Raw genomic sequence first — 14,626 nt, forward strand, 5'->3', positions numbered from 1 at the left:
CCTCGGCGCGCAACGGGCCGCACACCGACCGCCCGGCGCGGCAGAGGGGAGCACCGTACGTGGAGGACGCCGTTGCGGGCGTGCTGCGACAGTGGCAGCAGGCATTCCCCGGCCTGGACACCGAGCCGATCGCGGTCATCGGCCGGATCAACCGCTGCGCTGCGCTGTTGCAGCAGGGCAGCACCGGGCCGCTCACCCGCGAGGGGCTCACCCGTTCCGAGTTCGACATCCTCGGTGCGCTGCGCCGGATCGGCCACGAGCTGACGCCAACTCAGCTGGCCCGCGAGACCTTCGCCTCCGGCGCCGCCGTCACCAAGCGCCTGCGGCAGTTGGAGGAGCGCGGCCTGGTGACTCGGCGCACCGACGAGCGCGACCGCCGCGTCTCCCATCTCTCGCTCACCGCGAGCGGCGGCAAGCTGGTCGACCGGATCTACCCCGAGCTGCTCGCCTACGACCGGGCCCTGCTCTCCGGCCTGACCGCCGAGGAGCGCGACGAACTCGCCCGCTCCCTCGGCCGGTTGCTGCTCGTCCTGGAGGGCAGCAGCGGCAGCAGCTCGGCCTGACGCACGTTCTCACCGAGATCGGCCGCGAGTTGGGAACGCACCGCTGGTGGAAGACCGAGGACGGCCACGAGATGAATCCGAACCCGACCCGGCGTGGCCGTGTCCGCCGCACCCGACACCATCGCGGTACCGACAGGTGTTCTAGGATGTCGGCCCATGACGGAGACACGGGGGACAGGACCGGTCTGGAGCGACGAACCGCTGGTGACCGGGGCATCGCAGCCCGACTGGACGGCTCTGGCGGAGCGTCACGAGCAGGAGATCCGGCGGCGCAAGCAGAAGCGGGTGGTGGCGACCGGTGTCGTGGCCACTGCCGCCATCGGCGGCATCATCGCCACCGTGATCCAGGTCTCCGGCTCGGGGCACAAGTCCGCGAGCACCACCGCCGCGGCGGTCACCGGCTCCGGCAGTCGTAGCAGCGCCCCGGCTGATTCGGGTGAGAGCGCCTTGCCCTTCGCCGACGCGTCAGCCTCGGTCGGTGTCGGTGTCGGTGTCGGTGTCGGTGCCGGTGCCAGTGCCGGCGCGTCCCGGTCGGCCGCCCCTACCAGGTCCGCCACTGCCCGGCCGGCCGCTCCGGCGGGGGCCGGCACCCCGGCGGCGGCGCCACCGCCCGCCCCGGGCCCCGGCGCCACTTCCAATCCGCCGCAGCCGGCTCCGCCCGCCGGGAAGCCGTACAGCGCTCGCCAGGTGTGCGGCAGCGGATACAACGTCATCGGCTCGCACAGCCTCGGCGGCGCCAGCGTGTACCTGCTCTACAACAGTGCCACCGGCGACAACTGCGTCACCACGATCGCGGACAACCCCAGCGGCGCGGTCCCGATGAATTCGACCCTGACTGTCCGGGGCGGGGGCTCGGCCAGTGACCCGGGCACCTTCACCTACTACGCGGGCCCGGTCACCGAGCACGCCCCCAACACCTGCGTCGAATGGGGCGGTTCGTACCAGGGCACCACCTGGACCAGCAGCTGGAGCCACTGCGGCTGACCTGTCAGGTCCGACCGCGGACCGGGCCCACCGGCCTAGCGAGACCAGCGCCCCCTACCTGTCGGCGCGATCGCGTGCGACCCGCCCGCCACGCGGCTGCTGGCAACCGACTGCGCGGGCGCGCTCACCTTCTGGAATCTGACGGACCCTCAACGGCCGACCCGGATCGCGGCCACGGGCACGCCCGGCGCGGCGGCGACAACGCAGCTCGCCTTCAACTCCGCCGGTACCCTGCTGGCCGCTGGGGACAGTGACGGGTCCCTCCGGCTCTGGCGCGTCTCGTCCGGCGGGTCGGTGGACCTGGTCGGCCGGAGCACGCAGTCCGGCGCTGTGACCTCGCTGGCGTTCAGTCCGGACGGCACCACCCTGGCCACCGTCACCGGCGGCACCGCACTGCTGTGGAGCCTGGGCGCGGCCTCACCGCTCGCGGCGCCGATCGCCTTCGACACCGGCGCGAGCGCGGGCGTCGAGTCCCAGGATCGTGGGATGCCGCCGGATTCCTGCCGCGAAGCCGGACGCTGGTCCTGGAAGGCGGACTCATCAACCCCGGGCAGTACCTCGAACTGTGGGATCTGACCGATCCGCGCCGTTGACTCACACAGCCGCATCCTGGTCCGGTAACTGCCCTTGTCCCTTCGGGCAGTCGGGCTGCCGATCCGGAGCACACCGTCGCGCGCGGACGATCTCCACCGACAGGGACAGGGCAGAGCCGAGGACGCCGAGAACGGCATCTACGGTGAGGAGGATCGTGTCCATGGGAGGGGATCCGTTCCCCGGGGCTCCTGACGCACAGGCGCCGGCCCCGGATTCGACGTTCCGCGTCGACGGCCCCCCGGGATGTTTCCCTCGCCTCCCATGATGACGACGACGGCCGGTTTGCGCCAGCCCCCCCGAGAAAGCGCACTCCGGTCGCCCCGACGAGTGGAACGGCTGGACGGTGTGCAAGCCGGGGCTGTGGAGCCAGGGACCGGACTTTTTGCAGCAACTCGCTCTGCTGCCAAAGTGGTTCGGGCGGGGAGTGCCTGCTGGACGATGGGTACAGCGGGCAACGGCGCGCGCTGATCACCGAGTGGGCCTCGGTCGAGCTGCGGCCCGGTCGGCCGGTCGGCCGGTCGGCTGGACACCGAGGCTGAGCAGGCACGCACGCGACGCCGCAGCGGGCGGTATCCCGTACGACAGGGCAGACGCGGCAGACACAGCGGACGCCCGGCACACGTCAGCGTCGAATCGCGGACCGGTGAGCGGGCCGTCTCCGAACTGCGCCGTCGTGGGCACCGCGTGACGGTCGCAGGACCCTGGTCGGAGGGCAGGATGAGCGCGGTGGCCCGTGACCCGCTCACCGGCATCCTCTCGGCGGGGGCGAACCCGCGCGGGATGCAGGGGTACGCGGCGGGTCGGTAGCCGCCGGCTTGGCAGCAGATGTGGCAACGGATGTGGCAACGGCGGCGAGCGGTCGTCGGGTTGCGGGCCGATCCGCCGAGAGATCTCCGAGCCGCCCCCGGGGAACCGGGTTCAGAGCACCCCGGTGCGGAGCGCGTAGACGACGGCCTGGGTGCGGTTGCGCAGGAGCCGCGTGCCCTGGGCTTTCCCCGGACGCCGCCCCGGCTCCCGCTGCTGATCGGCGGCAACGGCGACCGGGTACTGCGACTGGCCGCGCGCCATGCGGACATCGTGTACTTCGCCGGTGCCGTGCTGGCGCCGGGCTCGATCCGGGGCACCCTGCAACTGATCGACGCCGAGGCCATGGACGAGCGGGTGGGGTTCTTCGAGCGGGAGGCCGGTGAGCGCGCCGCGCACCTGGAACGGAACATCCTGGTCCAGACGGTCCTGGTGACGGCCGACCGGCCGGGAGCCGCGAAGGTGATGCGCCGGCGGATGCCCTACCTGGCGGCCGGACAGGTGGCCGACGTCCCCACCCTGCTGATCGGGACCCCGGAGGAGATCGCGACCGGGCTGCTGGAACGGCGGGAGCGCTACGGGTTCTCCTACATCTGCGTTCAGGAACGCGACATGACCACCTTCGCCCCGGTCATCGAGCTGCTGTCCGGCCGGTGAGATGCTTCCCCCGACACGTCGTCGCCCGGGGCGGCGGGCCGGGATTCCGTCATCGCCCGCCCACCGTGCGGGCGATGGCGGAAGGGCAGCACGGACGTCGAGGCGTAGGGGAGTCGTGGGGTGGGCGAGCAGCGGAAGTACCGGTGGGTGCCGGCTGCGGCGGCAGCCGTCCTGGCCGTCTGGCTGATGGCGCGCGGCGGCCACCCCGGGGGGCGGCCGTCCCCGGACTCCTCCAGTCCGCAGCCGACCGCGGCACCGGCCTCCTCCCCGGCTTCCACGGCGAGCCCGGCCCCCGCAGCGAGCCCGTCCGCCCCGGCGCAGGCCGCCGCCTACGACCCGGCGCGGTTCGCCGGTCCGGTCCGCACCTACGCGGGCAGGGCCCGGGTCGATCCGCAGCTGCTGATGGCGATCCTCTACAACGAGTCGTACAAACCGCACGACCCCGCGCTGGAACGTGCCTGGCAACGGCTCAAGCCGGACTCCGCCTTCGGTATCGCCAATATGCACCGGGCCGCGTTCGAAGAGACCAGGCAGGGGCGGGACTTCGCCGGCCGGGCCTGGGAGGAACTGCCGGACGACCCGGGTCTCGCGATCGAGGCGGCGGCCTGGTACCTGCACGATCTGGCCGCCCAGCTCCCCGCGCACCCGTCGGCGCCCTTCACCGAGAACGAGTTGCTGGCCCTGGGCTACAACACCGGGGCCGGCAACATGCTGCTCTTCGCCCGTGGCACGAGCCCCGGTCCGGCGGCGCGCTCCTACCTGGACCGTCTGCACGACAACCTGCCCAAGGCCCGGGCGGCCCTGGGACAGCCGGACTGACCGGCGGAGCACGCCGCCCGGCGGGACATCGGCTTAAGACCGACCGGTTGACGCAGAGCGCCCGTCCGGCCCCGAGGGGCCGGACGGGCGGATGGAGCCGGCGAAGCGTCAGGAGACGTTGGCCGCCGTGTCGTCGATCACGAAGCTGGTCTGCAGTGAGGAGTCCTCGGTGCCGGTGAACTTGAGGGTCACCGTCTTTCCGGCGAAGGAGGACAGGTCGTAGGTGTGCAGCGTGTACCCGTTGGCCGCGTTCACGTTGCTGAAGGTGGCCAGGGTGGTGGAGTTGGCCTGGACGGTGAGGTTGTCGTACGCGGTGCTGCCCGTCTCGGCGGTGTCGATGTGCAGCCAGAAGCTGAAGCTGGCCTTGCACCCGGCCGGGATGGTCACCGACTGCGAGAGGGTGTCGGTGTGGGCGCTGCCGTAGCCGTCCAGCCACGCCTTCCAGCTGCCGGAGTGGGCGGCCTCGCCCGAGGAGTTGTCGATCACGCCGCTGGTGGCGCTCCACGGTGCGGCGCTGCCGGTCTCGAAGCCCTGGTTGCCGAGCAGCTGGGCCGAGGTGCAGCCGCCGGAGGATCCGGTGACCGTCCAGGTGAAGCTCGCCGAGCCGCTGGCGCCGGTGGTGTCACTCGCCGAGACCGTCACGCTGTAGGTGCCGGCCGCGCTCGCGGTGCCGCTGATCAGGCCGGTGGAGGAGTTGATGGACAGGCCGGTGGGCAGCCCGCTTGCGCTGTAGCTGAGGCTCTGGCCGGAGGCCGAGTCCTTGGCGGAGACCTGAAGGCTGGCCGAACCGCCCTGCGCCGTGGTCTGGTTGCCCGGGTTGGTGACGGTCACGATGTTGCCGGAGCTGCTGCCGGAGGTGAACGCCGCGGTGCCGTTCGGGGTGCCGAGACCGGTCGGGCCGTCATAGCCGGTGCCCGCCGTGCAGAGGTAGGACGGTGAGCAGCTGCCGTTCGAGCCGCTGGTCACGTCGAAGAGCGACGAGGCGTGGGCGTACGGGTACGAGGCCGGGTAGCCGCCGGAGGCGGGGGTGCCCGCCAGTGCGTACACGCTGGCGATGATCGGCGAGGAGGCGCTGGTGCCGCCGTAGACCGCCCAGCCGCTGCCGCCGTAGGTCTGGTAGACGGCCAGGCCGGTGGCCGGGTCGGCGACCGCGGAGACGTCCGCGACGGTGCGCTGGGAGCAGCCGCTGTCGGTCTGCCAGCTGGGCTTGGGGTCGTAGGAGGAGCAGCCGGAGCCGGCGCCGTTGCCGCCGGCGCTGGAGCCCCAGACCGACTCGCTCCAGCCGCGGGAGCTGGAGTCGCGGCTCAGGCTGGTGCCGCCGACGGAGGTCACGTACTGGGAGGCCGCCGGGTACTCCACGCCGTAGCCGGAGTCGCCGGAGGAGACGGTGATGGCGACGCCCGGGTGGTTGAAGTAACTGCTGTCGGAGCTCGGGTCGGTGGAGTCCTCCGAGCCGCCGTAGCTGTTGGAGACGTACTTGGCGCCCAGGGTGACGGCCTCGTTGACGGCCGCACCGAGGTTGCTCATGTTGGCGTCGTCCGACTCGACCAGCAGGATGTGGCAGTTGGGGCAGATGGCGCTGACCATGTCGACGTCGAGCGAGATCTCCCCGGCCCAGCCGCTGTCGGCGGCGGGGTAGCTGGTGCCGCCACGCTGGTCCACCTTCTTGAAGCAGCCGTTGGCGGTGGTGCAGGCGGGCAGGCCGTACGTCGAGCGGTAGGTCGCCAGGTCCGACTCGGCGTTGGGGTCGTCGTTGGCGTCGATGATGGCGACGGTGGCGCCGGACCCGGCGGAGGATGGCAGCTTGTAGGCGGAGGCGAGGTCGGACGGGCCGTAGCCGGACGGGGTCGCGTTCGGCGCGAGCGTGTGCTGCTGGGCGATGTCCGTCCGCTCCAGCGCCAGACAGGCCATCTGACCGGCGTGGCTGGGGGCCGCGCACACCCGCTTGGTGGCGACACCGGACGTGGCGGTGGCTGCGCTCGCGGCGTGGGCGGTGGCACCGAGCAGACCGGTGGCCGCCATGGCCAGGGCCGGCAGGGCGGCCAGGAGCCGGCGCGGCCGTGGCAGGCGTGAGCCGGTGGGGGAGTGGTAGCGCAAGGGTCGACCCTCCGTGGGGGCGAGGGCACGGTGGTCCGGCCTGGGGTTACGCAGGTACCGGCCCGTGCCCGGGTGACGGATCTCGGCATGAGCTGAGCGGCGGCGGCTGGTGGCCGCGCGCCCGTCTGACTGCGCTGTACAGGAGCTGGGGTACTCCGGCACCGATGGCAGGACCATGACATACGGCGGCCCGTGGCAGATGGCTGCCCCGCGCGCCGTCCTGTGGACCGGTGCTTCACGACGCTACTGACGGGTTACCGGCGGCGACAAGGCCGAGTGCGCAGCCTTTACTTCCGCTTGCCCATCAATTGCCGGATGAGATAGGTGACTTGGGTTCGGCGCGCACCATGCGCCCCGGACGGTGCACGCGGAGCGGGGCGGTCGGGGTGCCACCGGTCGGGGAGGAGTCGGGAAGGAACTCGTCCGATTGATCGGGCAGGATGTGCGCATGGAGGAATGGCGGACCGAGGCGTTGACCGAACTCGTACTGGACTCTGAGGCGCGTGAGGACGAACGGGTGGACGCCGCCATGGACCTGTGCGAGAGCGATGACCCCCGCGCTCGTGCGGCACTGATGCAGGTCTGCTGCGAGCAGGGCGACGAGTACTCGCTGACAGCGGCCTGTGCCGGTGAGTCCCTCGGGGAGGTCGCGGCCCGGACCGCCCCGCTGACCGTCGAGGAGTCGACGCTCTTCCGGCCGGAGGCACTGAAGGAGTACCGCGCCTCGTACCGGCGGTTCGCCGGGGTCGGCAAGGAGGCGATCCAGGACTGACGCCCTGTTCGGCGGCCCCTCGGGTGAGGACCCGTCAGGCAGGCTGCGCGGTCACGGTTGTCCTGGTGGCGGTGTGTGGTCTGCGTGAAGCCGGTGAGACCGTGTTGACACGCACCCGGTGCGGAGCCATCTCGTTGGCCAACCCCTTGCTCGCCCTCGCCGCCATCGACGCCGAGGGCGGGCGGGCGACCCGCAATCTCCTGGTGGCGCCAAGGAGTGCCGTAGTCGCTTGTGATGGCGCCATTGTGGTGCCATAGTGGCGTCATGGACCTCGCGCCGTATGTCGACAACCTCCGGCACGAGCTCGCGGTCGCCGCGGACGCGGGCGGAGAAGAGGCCCGCGCCCTGGCCGAGCGGCTCACCGCCCCCCTGGAGTCGGCTGCCCGGCTCACCCTGCTGAACGCGCTCTCCGCCGCCATGGGCGAGGTCACCCGTGACCTGGCGCCGGGCTCGGTCGACGTACGGCTGCGCGGGCTCGACCCCGAGTTCGTGGTGACGCCACCGCCGAGCCAGGAGTCGTACCAGGAGCCCGAGGAGCACGAGCGCGCGCCGAGCGCTGTGCGGGCGCCCGTGCCACCCGTTCCTTCGGACGGCGACGAGGGGAGTACGGCGCGTATCAACTTCCGCCTGCCCGCCCACCTCAAGACCAGGGTCGAGGACGCCGCAGGGCAGGAGGGCCTCTCGGTCAACGCCTGGCTGGTACGGGCCGTCGCCACTGCCCTGGAGCCCGGCGAGCGCGCCGGCACGCCGGGTCGCAGTCGCCGGGGGAGCGGGCAGGGCTTCACGGGCTGGGTCCGCTAGCCCGGTCGGTCTTACTCCTTCACCCAGTTTTCTCCCTCACCCGCTCTACCAGCGGGAACGCACTCCACAGCCACGAGGACGGGATAGCCATGCCTAGTTTCGACACTCCCGAACCGATCTCCGTCACCCTCGAATTCGACATCGGGTCCGCCCGGATCACCGCGAGCGGGCGCACGGACACCGTCGTCGAGGTCCTGCCGAGCAACGGCGCCGACGACGCCGACGTGCGGGCCGCGCAGCAGACCAAAGTCACCTGCTCGGGCGGCAAGTTGCTGGTCAAGGGACCCAGGAAGCGCTCCCTGTTCGGCAAGAGCGGGTCGCTCGACGTGAGTATCGAGCTCCCGGCAGGCTCGGATGTTCAGGGCACCTCGCCCCTGGCGGACTTCACCTGTGAAGGCCGTCTCGGCGACTGCAGGCTCAAGACCTCGGTCGGCGACATCCAGGTCGACGAGGCACGGGCGGTGTACCTGAAGACCGACCACGGCGACATCCGTCTGGACCGGGCGGCGGGGGACGCCGAGGTCGCCGGGGCGGGCCGGGTCGACGTCGGCGAGATCGCGGGCGCGGCGACGGTCAAGAACCTCAACGGCGAGACCACGATCGGCGAGGTCACCGGCAGGCTGCGGGCGAACTCGTCCAACGGCCGTATCTCGGTCGGCGTCGCGCACGCCTCGGTCGACGCCAAGTCCGCCAACGGCGGCATCCGGATCGGCGAAGTGGTGCGCGGCCAGATCGTGCTCCAGACCGCCGCCGGTGATCTGGAGGTCGGCATCCGAGAGTCCACCGCCGCCTGGCTCGACGTGAACACCCGTCTCGGCAGTGTGCGCAACTCCCTCAGCCCGTCCCAGGGGCCCGAAACCTCCGACGGGACCGTCGAGGTGCGCGCCCGCACCGGAATCGGCGACATCGTGATCCGCCGCCCCTGACCATCCGCCCCTGACGATCGGCGCCACAGATGCCTGACGATCGCGAGCTCCCGCGCATCGTTTCTGACCGGGCATGTCGTCGGCAGTGTGATCCAGACGCTGGTCGGCACCGCGCTCGTCATCGGCGTCGCGCTCCTCATGGGTTTCAGGCCCAACGCCCCGCCCGTCGAGTGGATCGCGGCCGCCGGTCGGGCCTGCTGATGGGCACCGGATCGGCAACAGCGCGGTCGTCGCCCTCGCCTGGTGCCTCGGCCCCACTCTGGCCGGCCGCCTCTGGGCACGGGCGGCGTTCAACCACGACGCCAAACGGTAACTAGTCACTGCAGCAAGCCACTTCGCACATCGCCCTGCACTGCACATCGCTCTGCACTGGAGGACACCATGCAGCACGAACCGCAGGAAACAGCCCCGCACTCCGACTCCGAGCCGGCGACGCTGCCGGTGGGCCGCCCCGCGGGCTGCCCGTTCGACCCGCCCGACCAGCTGGCGCGACTGCGCGAGCAACAGCCGCTCACCCGGATGCGCTACCCCGACGGGCATCTGGGCTGGCTGGCCACCGGCCACTCCACGGTCCGAGCGATAGCTGCCGACCACCGCTTCAGCTCGCGGTACGAGCTCATGCACATCCCCTTCCCGGGCACGGAAGGCGTCAAGATCCCCTCGGCGACGGTCGGCGACCTCACCGGGATCGACGCGCCCGAGCACACCCGCTACCGGAAGCTGCTCGCAGGCAAGTTCACGGTCCGCCGGATGCGCGCGCTCACCGCACGCGTCGAGCAGATCACCGCCGAGCACCTCGACACCATGGAGCGCCAGGGGCCGGCGGTGGACTTGGTGAAGGCGTTCGCACACCCCGTCCCGGCGCTGATGATCTGTGAACTGCTCGGTGTGCCCGAGTCCGAACGCGAGGACTTCAAGCGCCGTGCCGCGGCGGTGAGCGACCCGGAATCCCCCCTGGAGGACCAGATCGCCGCCATGACGGCCCTCGGGGAGTTCGTGGCCCGGCTGGTCCCGGCCAAGCGTGCCCACCCCACCGACGACCTGCTCAGCGATCTGACCACCACCGATCTCACGGATGTCGAGCTCGCCGGCATCGGCAGCTTCCTGCTCGCCGCCGGCCTCGACACCACCGCGAACATGATCGGTCTCGGTACCTTCGCCCTGCTCAGCCACCCCGAGCAGGCCGCCGCCCTGCGCGCCGACCCCGGCCTCGCCGACCAGGCGGTCGAGGAGCTGCTCCGCTATCTGAGCATCGCCCACACCGGGGTACGGGCAGCCCTGGAGGACGTCGAGCTGAACGGTCGACTGATCAAGGCCGGCGAGTCGGTCACCCTCTCGGTGCAGGCCGCCAACCGTGACCCGGAGAAGTTCCCCGAGCCCGACACCCTCGATCTGCACCGCAAGGCCACCGGTCATCTGGCCTTCGGCCACGGTGTCCACCAGTGTCTGGGCCAGCAACTGGCCCGCGTGGAGATGCGGGTCGCCTTCCCGGCGCTGTTCACCCGGTTCCCCACGCTGCGCCTGGCCGTCCCGCCCGAGGAGGTGCCGCTGCGCACCACCATGGGCCTCGACGGGGTGCAGCGGCTCCCCGTGACCTGGGACGAGGAGTAGGCGGGCGGAACCTGTGCCCTCCGGGCGATCCCCGCTCACTGAGCGGGGATGGGAAAGGTCCGCCCGCCACCCTCACTCCGCAGCCGCCGGACCTGCGGCGGCCCGCCGTTCGAGGGGCATGAGGAGGGAGGAAGGTGCCAGTGTCGTCCGCATGACCGGCCGGACAGGGCGCTTGTCCGCAGGTCTGAGGTGCCAGCGGGCGGTGACCGTGGCCAGGGTGATGGTGGCTTCGACGAGGCCGAACGAGTCTCCGATGCACTTGCGTCGTCCGGCGCCCAGGGAGAAGAGGCCCTTGCGCTGGGCGGCGGTGACCCGTTCCGGCAGCCAGCGGTACGGATCGAAGAGCCCGGGCTCCTCGAAGACCTGTGGATCGCGGTGGAGCGCGTACGCGCAGAAGAGCACATCGCTGCGAGCGTGGTGAGGTACCTCGGCGCACGCCCTCCCCGCACCCCACGGGGCGGACCCCGCCCTGGGCGGTGTCGGACAGGAGCGATACCGTGCGCAGCGGGCGGCGTCTGGCCGCCTGCGGCCACCGGGTGCGGACGGCCGGTCGAAACGGGGGAGGGGCCGAAATGCAGGCTGTGGTCAACGGCAGCACGATGCCGGTGCTGGAGATCCAGCTGGAGCAGGGGGAGACAGTGATCTCCGCCCATGGCGAACTGTCGTGGATGTCGTCGAACATGCAGATGTCGCAGACCACGAATGCCGGTGGTGGTCGCGGCGGGCTGATGAACACGCTCAAGCGCGCGGTCAGCGGTGGCGGTATCTTCCTGACCCAGTACCAGGCGCAGGGCGGGTCCGGCCTGGTGGCCTTCGCGGCGAAGGTGCCGGGGCACATAGTGCCGGTGGACATCGCGCCGGGCCGGGGCGTTGTGGTGCACCGGCACGGCTGGATCTGCGGTACCCCCGGGGTCAGCCCGACGGTTGCCCTGCAGCAGTCCTTCCGCAGTGGCCTGTGGGGCGGCGAGGGCTTTGTGCTCCAGCGGTTGCAGGGCGAGGGGCGGGCCTGGGTCGAGCTGTCCGGTGAACTCACCAAGTACACGCTCGCGCCGGGCCAGACCATGCTGGTGCATCCCGGGCACGTAGGCATGTTCGACGAGCAGGTGCAGTTCACGATGACCAGGGTGCCGGGCATCGCGAACAAGATCTTCGGTGGTGACGGCATCTTCCTGGTGGCGCTGACCGGGCCCGGCCAGATCTGGCTGCAGAGCATGCCGTTGTCCGGCCTGGCGCACGCCCTGGAGCCCTACCTGGCCCGCGACGGTGCCGCCGCCACCGCCGAGGGTGCGGGCATCGGGTCCATCGTCGGAGGGATTCTGCGCAGCTGAAACCGGAGCGCCGGGCCGCCGGGGCAGGTGATCAGGAGACGACGCAGAGACCGGCACCGTGGTTGTCCGAATCCACCGTGGCCGGCTGCGTGTGACATGCCGCTGATGGCGCAATGGTCGGGTTGGGTTGTTTGGCCGCGTCAGGCTGTGGGTCTTGATCACGGTCGTCTCAGGAGCCCGTGTGTACTGGTCGCGCGAGTGGATCTTCGAAGGCGTCCGCCGGGGGCCGTGGTCGGACCCGGCGGACGCCAGGTCGCTCAATCCTCCTCGGCGCGCCCGCCAGGATCCGCACGAGCTCCGCCTGCTGCCGAGGCAGCCCCGGGGCGAGCGGTGAGGCGGCCGGGCCGCGACAAGGCTGAGAGCAGCGCGGTGAGGTTGAGCAGCACCGGCCTGGAGGTTCCCGCTCCGCCGGCCTGGATGCGCTGGCTGCCGGCCGCCTACGTCGCGGCCGTCCTGCTGCTCGAACCCGTTACTCCCGTGCAATGGCCGGTGAGCTTCCTGCTCATCGCCCTGCCCGTGATCACCGCCTACACCCGCGGCCCGGTCAGCGTCGCCGCCATCACGGTCTTCGCCATAGTGTTCGAAGGCGTCCTGGCCGGTACGCCGTGCTGCGCCGGCCGCAGTTCACACGACCTGTGGGAACGCCACTACGTCGGCGCCTACATCTCCACCGCCCTGGTCGGCGCGCTCGGGACCGCCCTCGCCGCCCATCGGAAACGCCAGGAAGCCCACCTGGTCCACGCGAACTCCGTCGCCGAGGCGCTGATGCGGACCCTGCTGCGGCCGGTGCCGCACCAGGTCGGCCATGTGCTGGCGGCCGGTCTCTACCGCCCTGCCGAGGTCGGCACCATGGTCGGCGGCGACCTCTTCGACATCTGCGTCACCCCGGCCGGTGAGCGAGCCATCATCGGCGACGTCCGCGGCAAGGGCCTGGACGCCGTGCGTACCGTCGCCGACGTCCTCGGCAGCTTCCGCCAGGCCGCCTACGAACCGGGCGATCTGCTCCAGGTCGCCTCCAGCATGGAACGCCGGATGGCCCGGGAGGTCGAGGAGATCCCCGACGCCGAGCTGTTCGTCACCGCGGCCCTGATCGAGTACGACTCCCTCGCCCAGCGTGTGACGATCATCAACCACGGCCACATCGAGCCCGTGCTGATCTCCGGCGGCGAAGTCCACGCCCTCACCGGACCGCCCGCCCTCCCCTTCGGCCTGGGCACTCTGGCCGCCGAACTCCCCGTCGCCTACACCCACCGTCTCGCGCCCGGCGACGTCCTTCTGCTCTGCACCGACGGACTGATCGAAGCCCGCGACTCGACCGGGGCCTTCTACCCTCTCCTCGACCGGCTGCGGCACCGGTTCGGCGGCCGGCCCGCCCCAAGGCCCAGCGATGTCATCGACTTCCTCGACACCGACCTGCCCCGTCACGCCCGGGCCCTCCACGACGACGTCGCCATCCTCGCCATCGCCCCACAGCGACGCCCGGCCCCGCAAGCACACCTGTAAGGCGCCGCGCGCAGCCACGACGCACCGCCGCGGACGTCACTCGGGCATGCGCTGGACGGCGATCAGAGCGGCGTCGTCCCTCAGCCGGCCGCCGACATGGTCGAGCAGATCGCGGCGGACGTGGTGGAGCAGCGACTCGGGTCCGAGGGTGGACCAGTGGGCGATCCGGTCGGCGAGGGGGTAGAAGGCCCGGGAGTGGTCGCGGGCCTCGGTGACGCCGTCGGTGTACAGCAGGAGGGTGTCGCCGGTCTCGAAGGCGAAGGTCTCCAGACTGTGCCGGATGACCGGCAGCTCGCACATGCCCAGCGGGGGAGCCGAGTACTGGACATCGAGCGGAGTGACCTGCCGCCGGGTCAGCAGCAGGGGTGGGGGGTGTCCGCAGTTCGTCAGGCGGACGATGGGGGTCGCGTCGGGCAGATCGAGCAGCAGGGCGGTCACGAACCGCTCGCCCACCTCCCCGTCGGTCTGCGCGAGCTCTGCCAGGTGACGGCAGTAGCTCTTCTCCAGACCCGAGGCGAGCGCGGTCAGGTCCCTGTGCTGGTGAGCCAGCTCGCGGAAGGCCCCGACCAGGTGGGCGGAGTCGCCGATGGCCGACAGGCCCTTGCCGCGCACATCCCCGATGATCAGACGGGTCTCCCGGCCGATCCGGGCGGAGGCGTAGAGGTCGCCGCCCACATGGGCCTCGTCCTCGGCAGCCAGATACATCGTCGCCACCCGAAGGGGACCCAGCCGCGGTGGCAGCGGCCGCAGCAGGACCTGCTGGACGGCTTCGGAAACCGACCTCACCCGGGTCAGCTCCCGGCCGTGCCGCTCCCGTACCCGGCAGTAGAGGACGATCACGGCCGAGACCATGATCAGAGCCACGAGCTGCGCCTCGTGGTTGGAGGTGGTCAGTCCGCCGTGGTACAGGCCGATCACCACCTGTGCGGCCACGGCCACGGCTCCGATCAGGGCGGTGAGTCGGGCCCCGGCGAACGATGCGGTGATCGCGGGCGCCACCACGAGCAACGGACCGAGGTGGATGTAGGGCGGCGAGGCGATGTCGATCGCGGAGATCAACAGGATGAACGCGAGCGGGATCAGCACCAATAGGCCCGTCCGACCCGGCCTGCGGAACTCCGAGAAACCCTGCCGCACACCCACGCCTCCACCCTGCACCCCGCGCAG

Annotated in this window: 15 protein-coding genes and 1 pseudogene; 12 read left to right on the forward strand and 4 right to left on the reverse strand. The window is 71.4% G+C overall.

Annotation, left to right across the window (positions count from 1 at the left end):
- The first annotated feature begins 59 nt into the window (after positions 1-59).
- The 4 genes and pseudogenes from P3T39_RS11990 to P3T39_RS12005 form a co-directional block, all read left to right on the forward strand.
- On the forward strand, positions 60-563 hold the full coding sequence (locus tag P3T39_RS11990) for a MarR family transcriptional regulator (RefSeq protein WP_280697471.1): 504 nt from the start codon (positions 60-62) through the stop codon (positions 561-563).
- Between the two features lie 156 nt (positions 564-719).
- Positions 720-1,547, forward strand: a complete 828-nt coding sequence (locus P3T39_RS11995) for a hypothetical protein (RefSeq protein ID WP_280697472.1) — start codon at positions 720-722, stop codon at positions 1,545-1,547.
- Between the two features lie 330 nt (positions 1,548-1,877).
- On the forward strand, positions 1,878-2,123 hold the full coding sequence (locus P3T39_RS12000) for a hypothetical protein (RefSeq protein WP_280697473.1): 246 nt from the start codon (positions 1,878-1,880) through the stop codon (positions 2,121-2,123).
- Positions 2,124-2,762: 639 nt separating this feature from the next.
- A pseudogene (locus P3T39_RS12005) lies at positions 2,763-2,948 on the forward strand (gamma-glutamyltransferase family protein); the annotation flags it as partial.
- Between the two features lie 111 nt (positions 2,949-3,059).
- Here P3T39_RS12005 and P3T39_RS12010 read toward each other — a convergent pair.
- Positions 3,060-3,209, reverse strand: a complete 150-nt coding sequence (locus tag P3T39_RS12010; RefSeq protein ID WP_280697474.1) for a hypothetical protein — start codon at positions 3,207-3,209, stop codon at positions 3,060-3,062.
- Between the two features lie 9 nt (positions 3,210-3,218).
- Between P3T39_RS12010 and P3T39_RS12015 the strand changes: the two genes are divergently transcribed.
- A complete protein-coding gene (locus P3T39_RS12015; RefSeq protein ID WP_280697475.1) occupies positions 3,219-3,602 on the forward strand; it encodes a hypothetical protein in 384 nt (127 codons plus the stop codon).
- 120 nt (positions 3,603-3,722) lie between these two features.
- Positions 3,723-4,421: a transglycosylase SLT domain-containing protein gene (locus tag P3T39_RS12020; protein ID WP_280697476.1), complete on the forward strand. Its 699-nt coding sequence runs from the start codon at positions 3,723-3,725 to the stop codon at positions 4,419-4,421.
- Positions 4,422-4,529: 108 nt separating this feature from the next.
- On the opposite strand, the gene P3T39_RS12025 is transcribed toward P3T39_RS12020, so the two are convergent.
- On the reverse strand, positions 4,530-6,443 hold the full coding sequence (locus P3T39_RS12025; protein ID WP_280697514.1) for a putative Ig domain-containing protein: 1,914 nt from the start codon (positions 6,441-6,443) through the stop codon (positions 4,530-4,532).
- Positions 6,444-6,966: 523 nt separating this feature from the next.
- Here P3T39_RS12025 and P3T39_RS12030 point away from each other — a divergent pair.
- The 4 genes from P3T39_RS12030 to P3T39_RS12045 all read left to right on the forward strand — a co-directional run bounded on the left by P3T39_RS12030 (position 6,967) and on the right by P3T39_RS12045 (position 10,628).
- Positions 6,967-7,290, forward strand: a complete 324-nt coding sequence (locus P3T39_RS12030; RefSeq protein WP_280697477.1) for a hypothetical protein — start codon at positions 6,967-6,969, stop codon at positions 7,288-7,290.
- A gap of 264 nt (positions 7,291-7,554) precedes the next feature.
- On the forward strand, positions 7,555-8,091 hold the full coding sequence (locus tag P3T39_RS12035; protein ID WP_280697478.1) for a hypothetical protein: 537 nt from the start codon (positions 7,555-7,557) through the stop codon (positions 8,089-8,091).
- Positions 8,092-8,180: 89 nt separating this feature from the next.
- The gene (locus tag P3T39_RS12040) at positions 8,181-9,017 is read left to right on the forward strand and encodes a DUF4097 family beta strand repeat-containing protein (protein ID WP_280697479.1); all 837 of its coding nucleotides are present in this window, start codon (positions 8,181-8,183) and stop codon (positions 9,015-9,017) included.
- 381 nt (positions 9,018-9,398) lie between these two features.
- Entirely contained in the window at positions 9,399-10,628 is a 1,230-nt protein-coding gene (locus P3T39_RS12045) for a cytochrome P450 (RefSeq protein WP_280697480.1), read from the forward strand.
- A gap of 72 nt (positions 10,629-10,700) precedes the next feature.
- On the opposite strand, the gene P3T39_RS12050 is transcribed toward P3T39_RS12045, so the two are convergent.
- Positions 10,701-11,030, reverse strand: a complete 330-nt coding sequence (locus tag P3T39_RS12050; protein ID WP_280697481.1) for a cytochrome P450 — start codon at positions 11,028-11,030, stop codon at positions 10,701-10,703.
- A 170-nt stretch (positions 11,031-11,200) separates the two neighbouring features.
- Between P3T39_RS12050 and P3T39_RS12055 the strand changes: the two genes are divergently transcribed.
- Positions 11,201-11,956, forward strand: coding sequence for a TIGR00266 family protein (locus tag P3T39_RS12055; RefSeq protein ID WP_280697482.1), 756 nt, complete (start codon positions 11,201-11,203; stop codon positions 11,954-11,956).
- A gap of 375 nt (positions 11,957-12,331) precedes the next feature.
- Positions 12,332-13,459, forward strand: a complete 1,128-nt coding sequence (locus P3T39_RS12060) for a PP2C family protein-serine/threonine phosphatase (protein ID WP_280697483.1) — start codon at positions 12,332-12,334, stop codon at positions 13,457-13,459.
- A gap of 36 nt (positions 13,460-13,495) precedes the next feature.
- On the opposite strand, the gene P3T39_RS12065 is transcribed toward P3T39_RS12060, so the two are convergent.
- Positions 13,496-14,545 (reverse strand): PP2C family protein-serine/threonine phosphatase, encoded by a 1,050-nt coding sequence (locus P3T39_RS12065; protein ID WP_280697484.1) that lies wholly within the window; start codon positions 14,543-14,545, stop codon positions 13,496-13,498.
- Positions 14,546-14,626: the final 81 nt, after the last annotated feature.

The organism is Kitasatospora sp. GP82 (assembly GCF_029892105.1).
GTDB lineage: Bacteria > Actinomycetota > Actinomycetes > Streptomycetales > Streptomycetaceae > Kitasatospora.

What these genes read in the sequence shown, in the direction of transcription:
- P3T39_RS11995 (WP_280697472.1), top strand. Translation starts at nt 720, where the DNA reads ATGACGGAGACACGGGGGACAGGACCGGTCTGGAGCGACGAACCGCTG.
- P3T39_RS12010 (WP_280697474.1), bottom strand. Translation starts at nt 3,209, where the DNA reads ATGGCGCGCGGCCAGTCGCAGTACCCGGTCGCCGTTGCCGCCGATCAG.
- P3T39_RS12025 (WP_280697514.1), bottom strand. Translation starts at nt 6,443, where the DNA reads ATGGCGGCCACCGGTCTGCTCGGTGCCACCGCCCACGCCGCGAGCGCA.
- P3T39_RS12030 (WP_280697477.1), top strand. Translation starts at nt 6,967, where the DNA reads ATGGAGGAATGGCGGACCGAGGCGTTGACCGAACTCGTACTGGACTCT.
- P3T39_RS12035 (WP_280697478.1), top strand. Translation starts at nt 7,555, where the DNA reads ATGGACCTCGCGCCGTATGTCGACAACCTCCGGCACGAGCTCGCGGTC.
- P3T39_RS12040 (WP_280697479.1), top strand. Translation starts at nt 8,181, where the DNA reads ATGCCTAGTTTCGACACTCCCGAACCGATCTCCGTCACCCTCGAATTC.
- P3T39_RS12045 (WP_280697480.1), top strand. Translation starts at nt 9,399, where the DNA reads ATGCAGCACGAACCGCAGGAAACAGCCCCGCACTCCGACTCCGAGCCG.
- P3T39_RS12055 (WP_280697482.1), top strand. Translation starts at nt 11,201, where the DNA reads ATGCAGGCTGTGGTCAACGGCAGCACGATGCCGGTGCTGGAGATCCAG.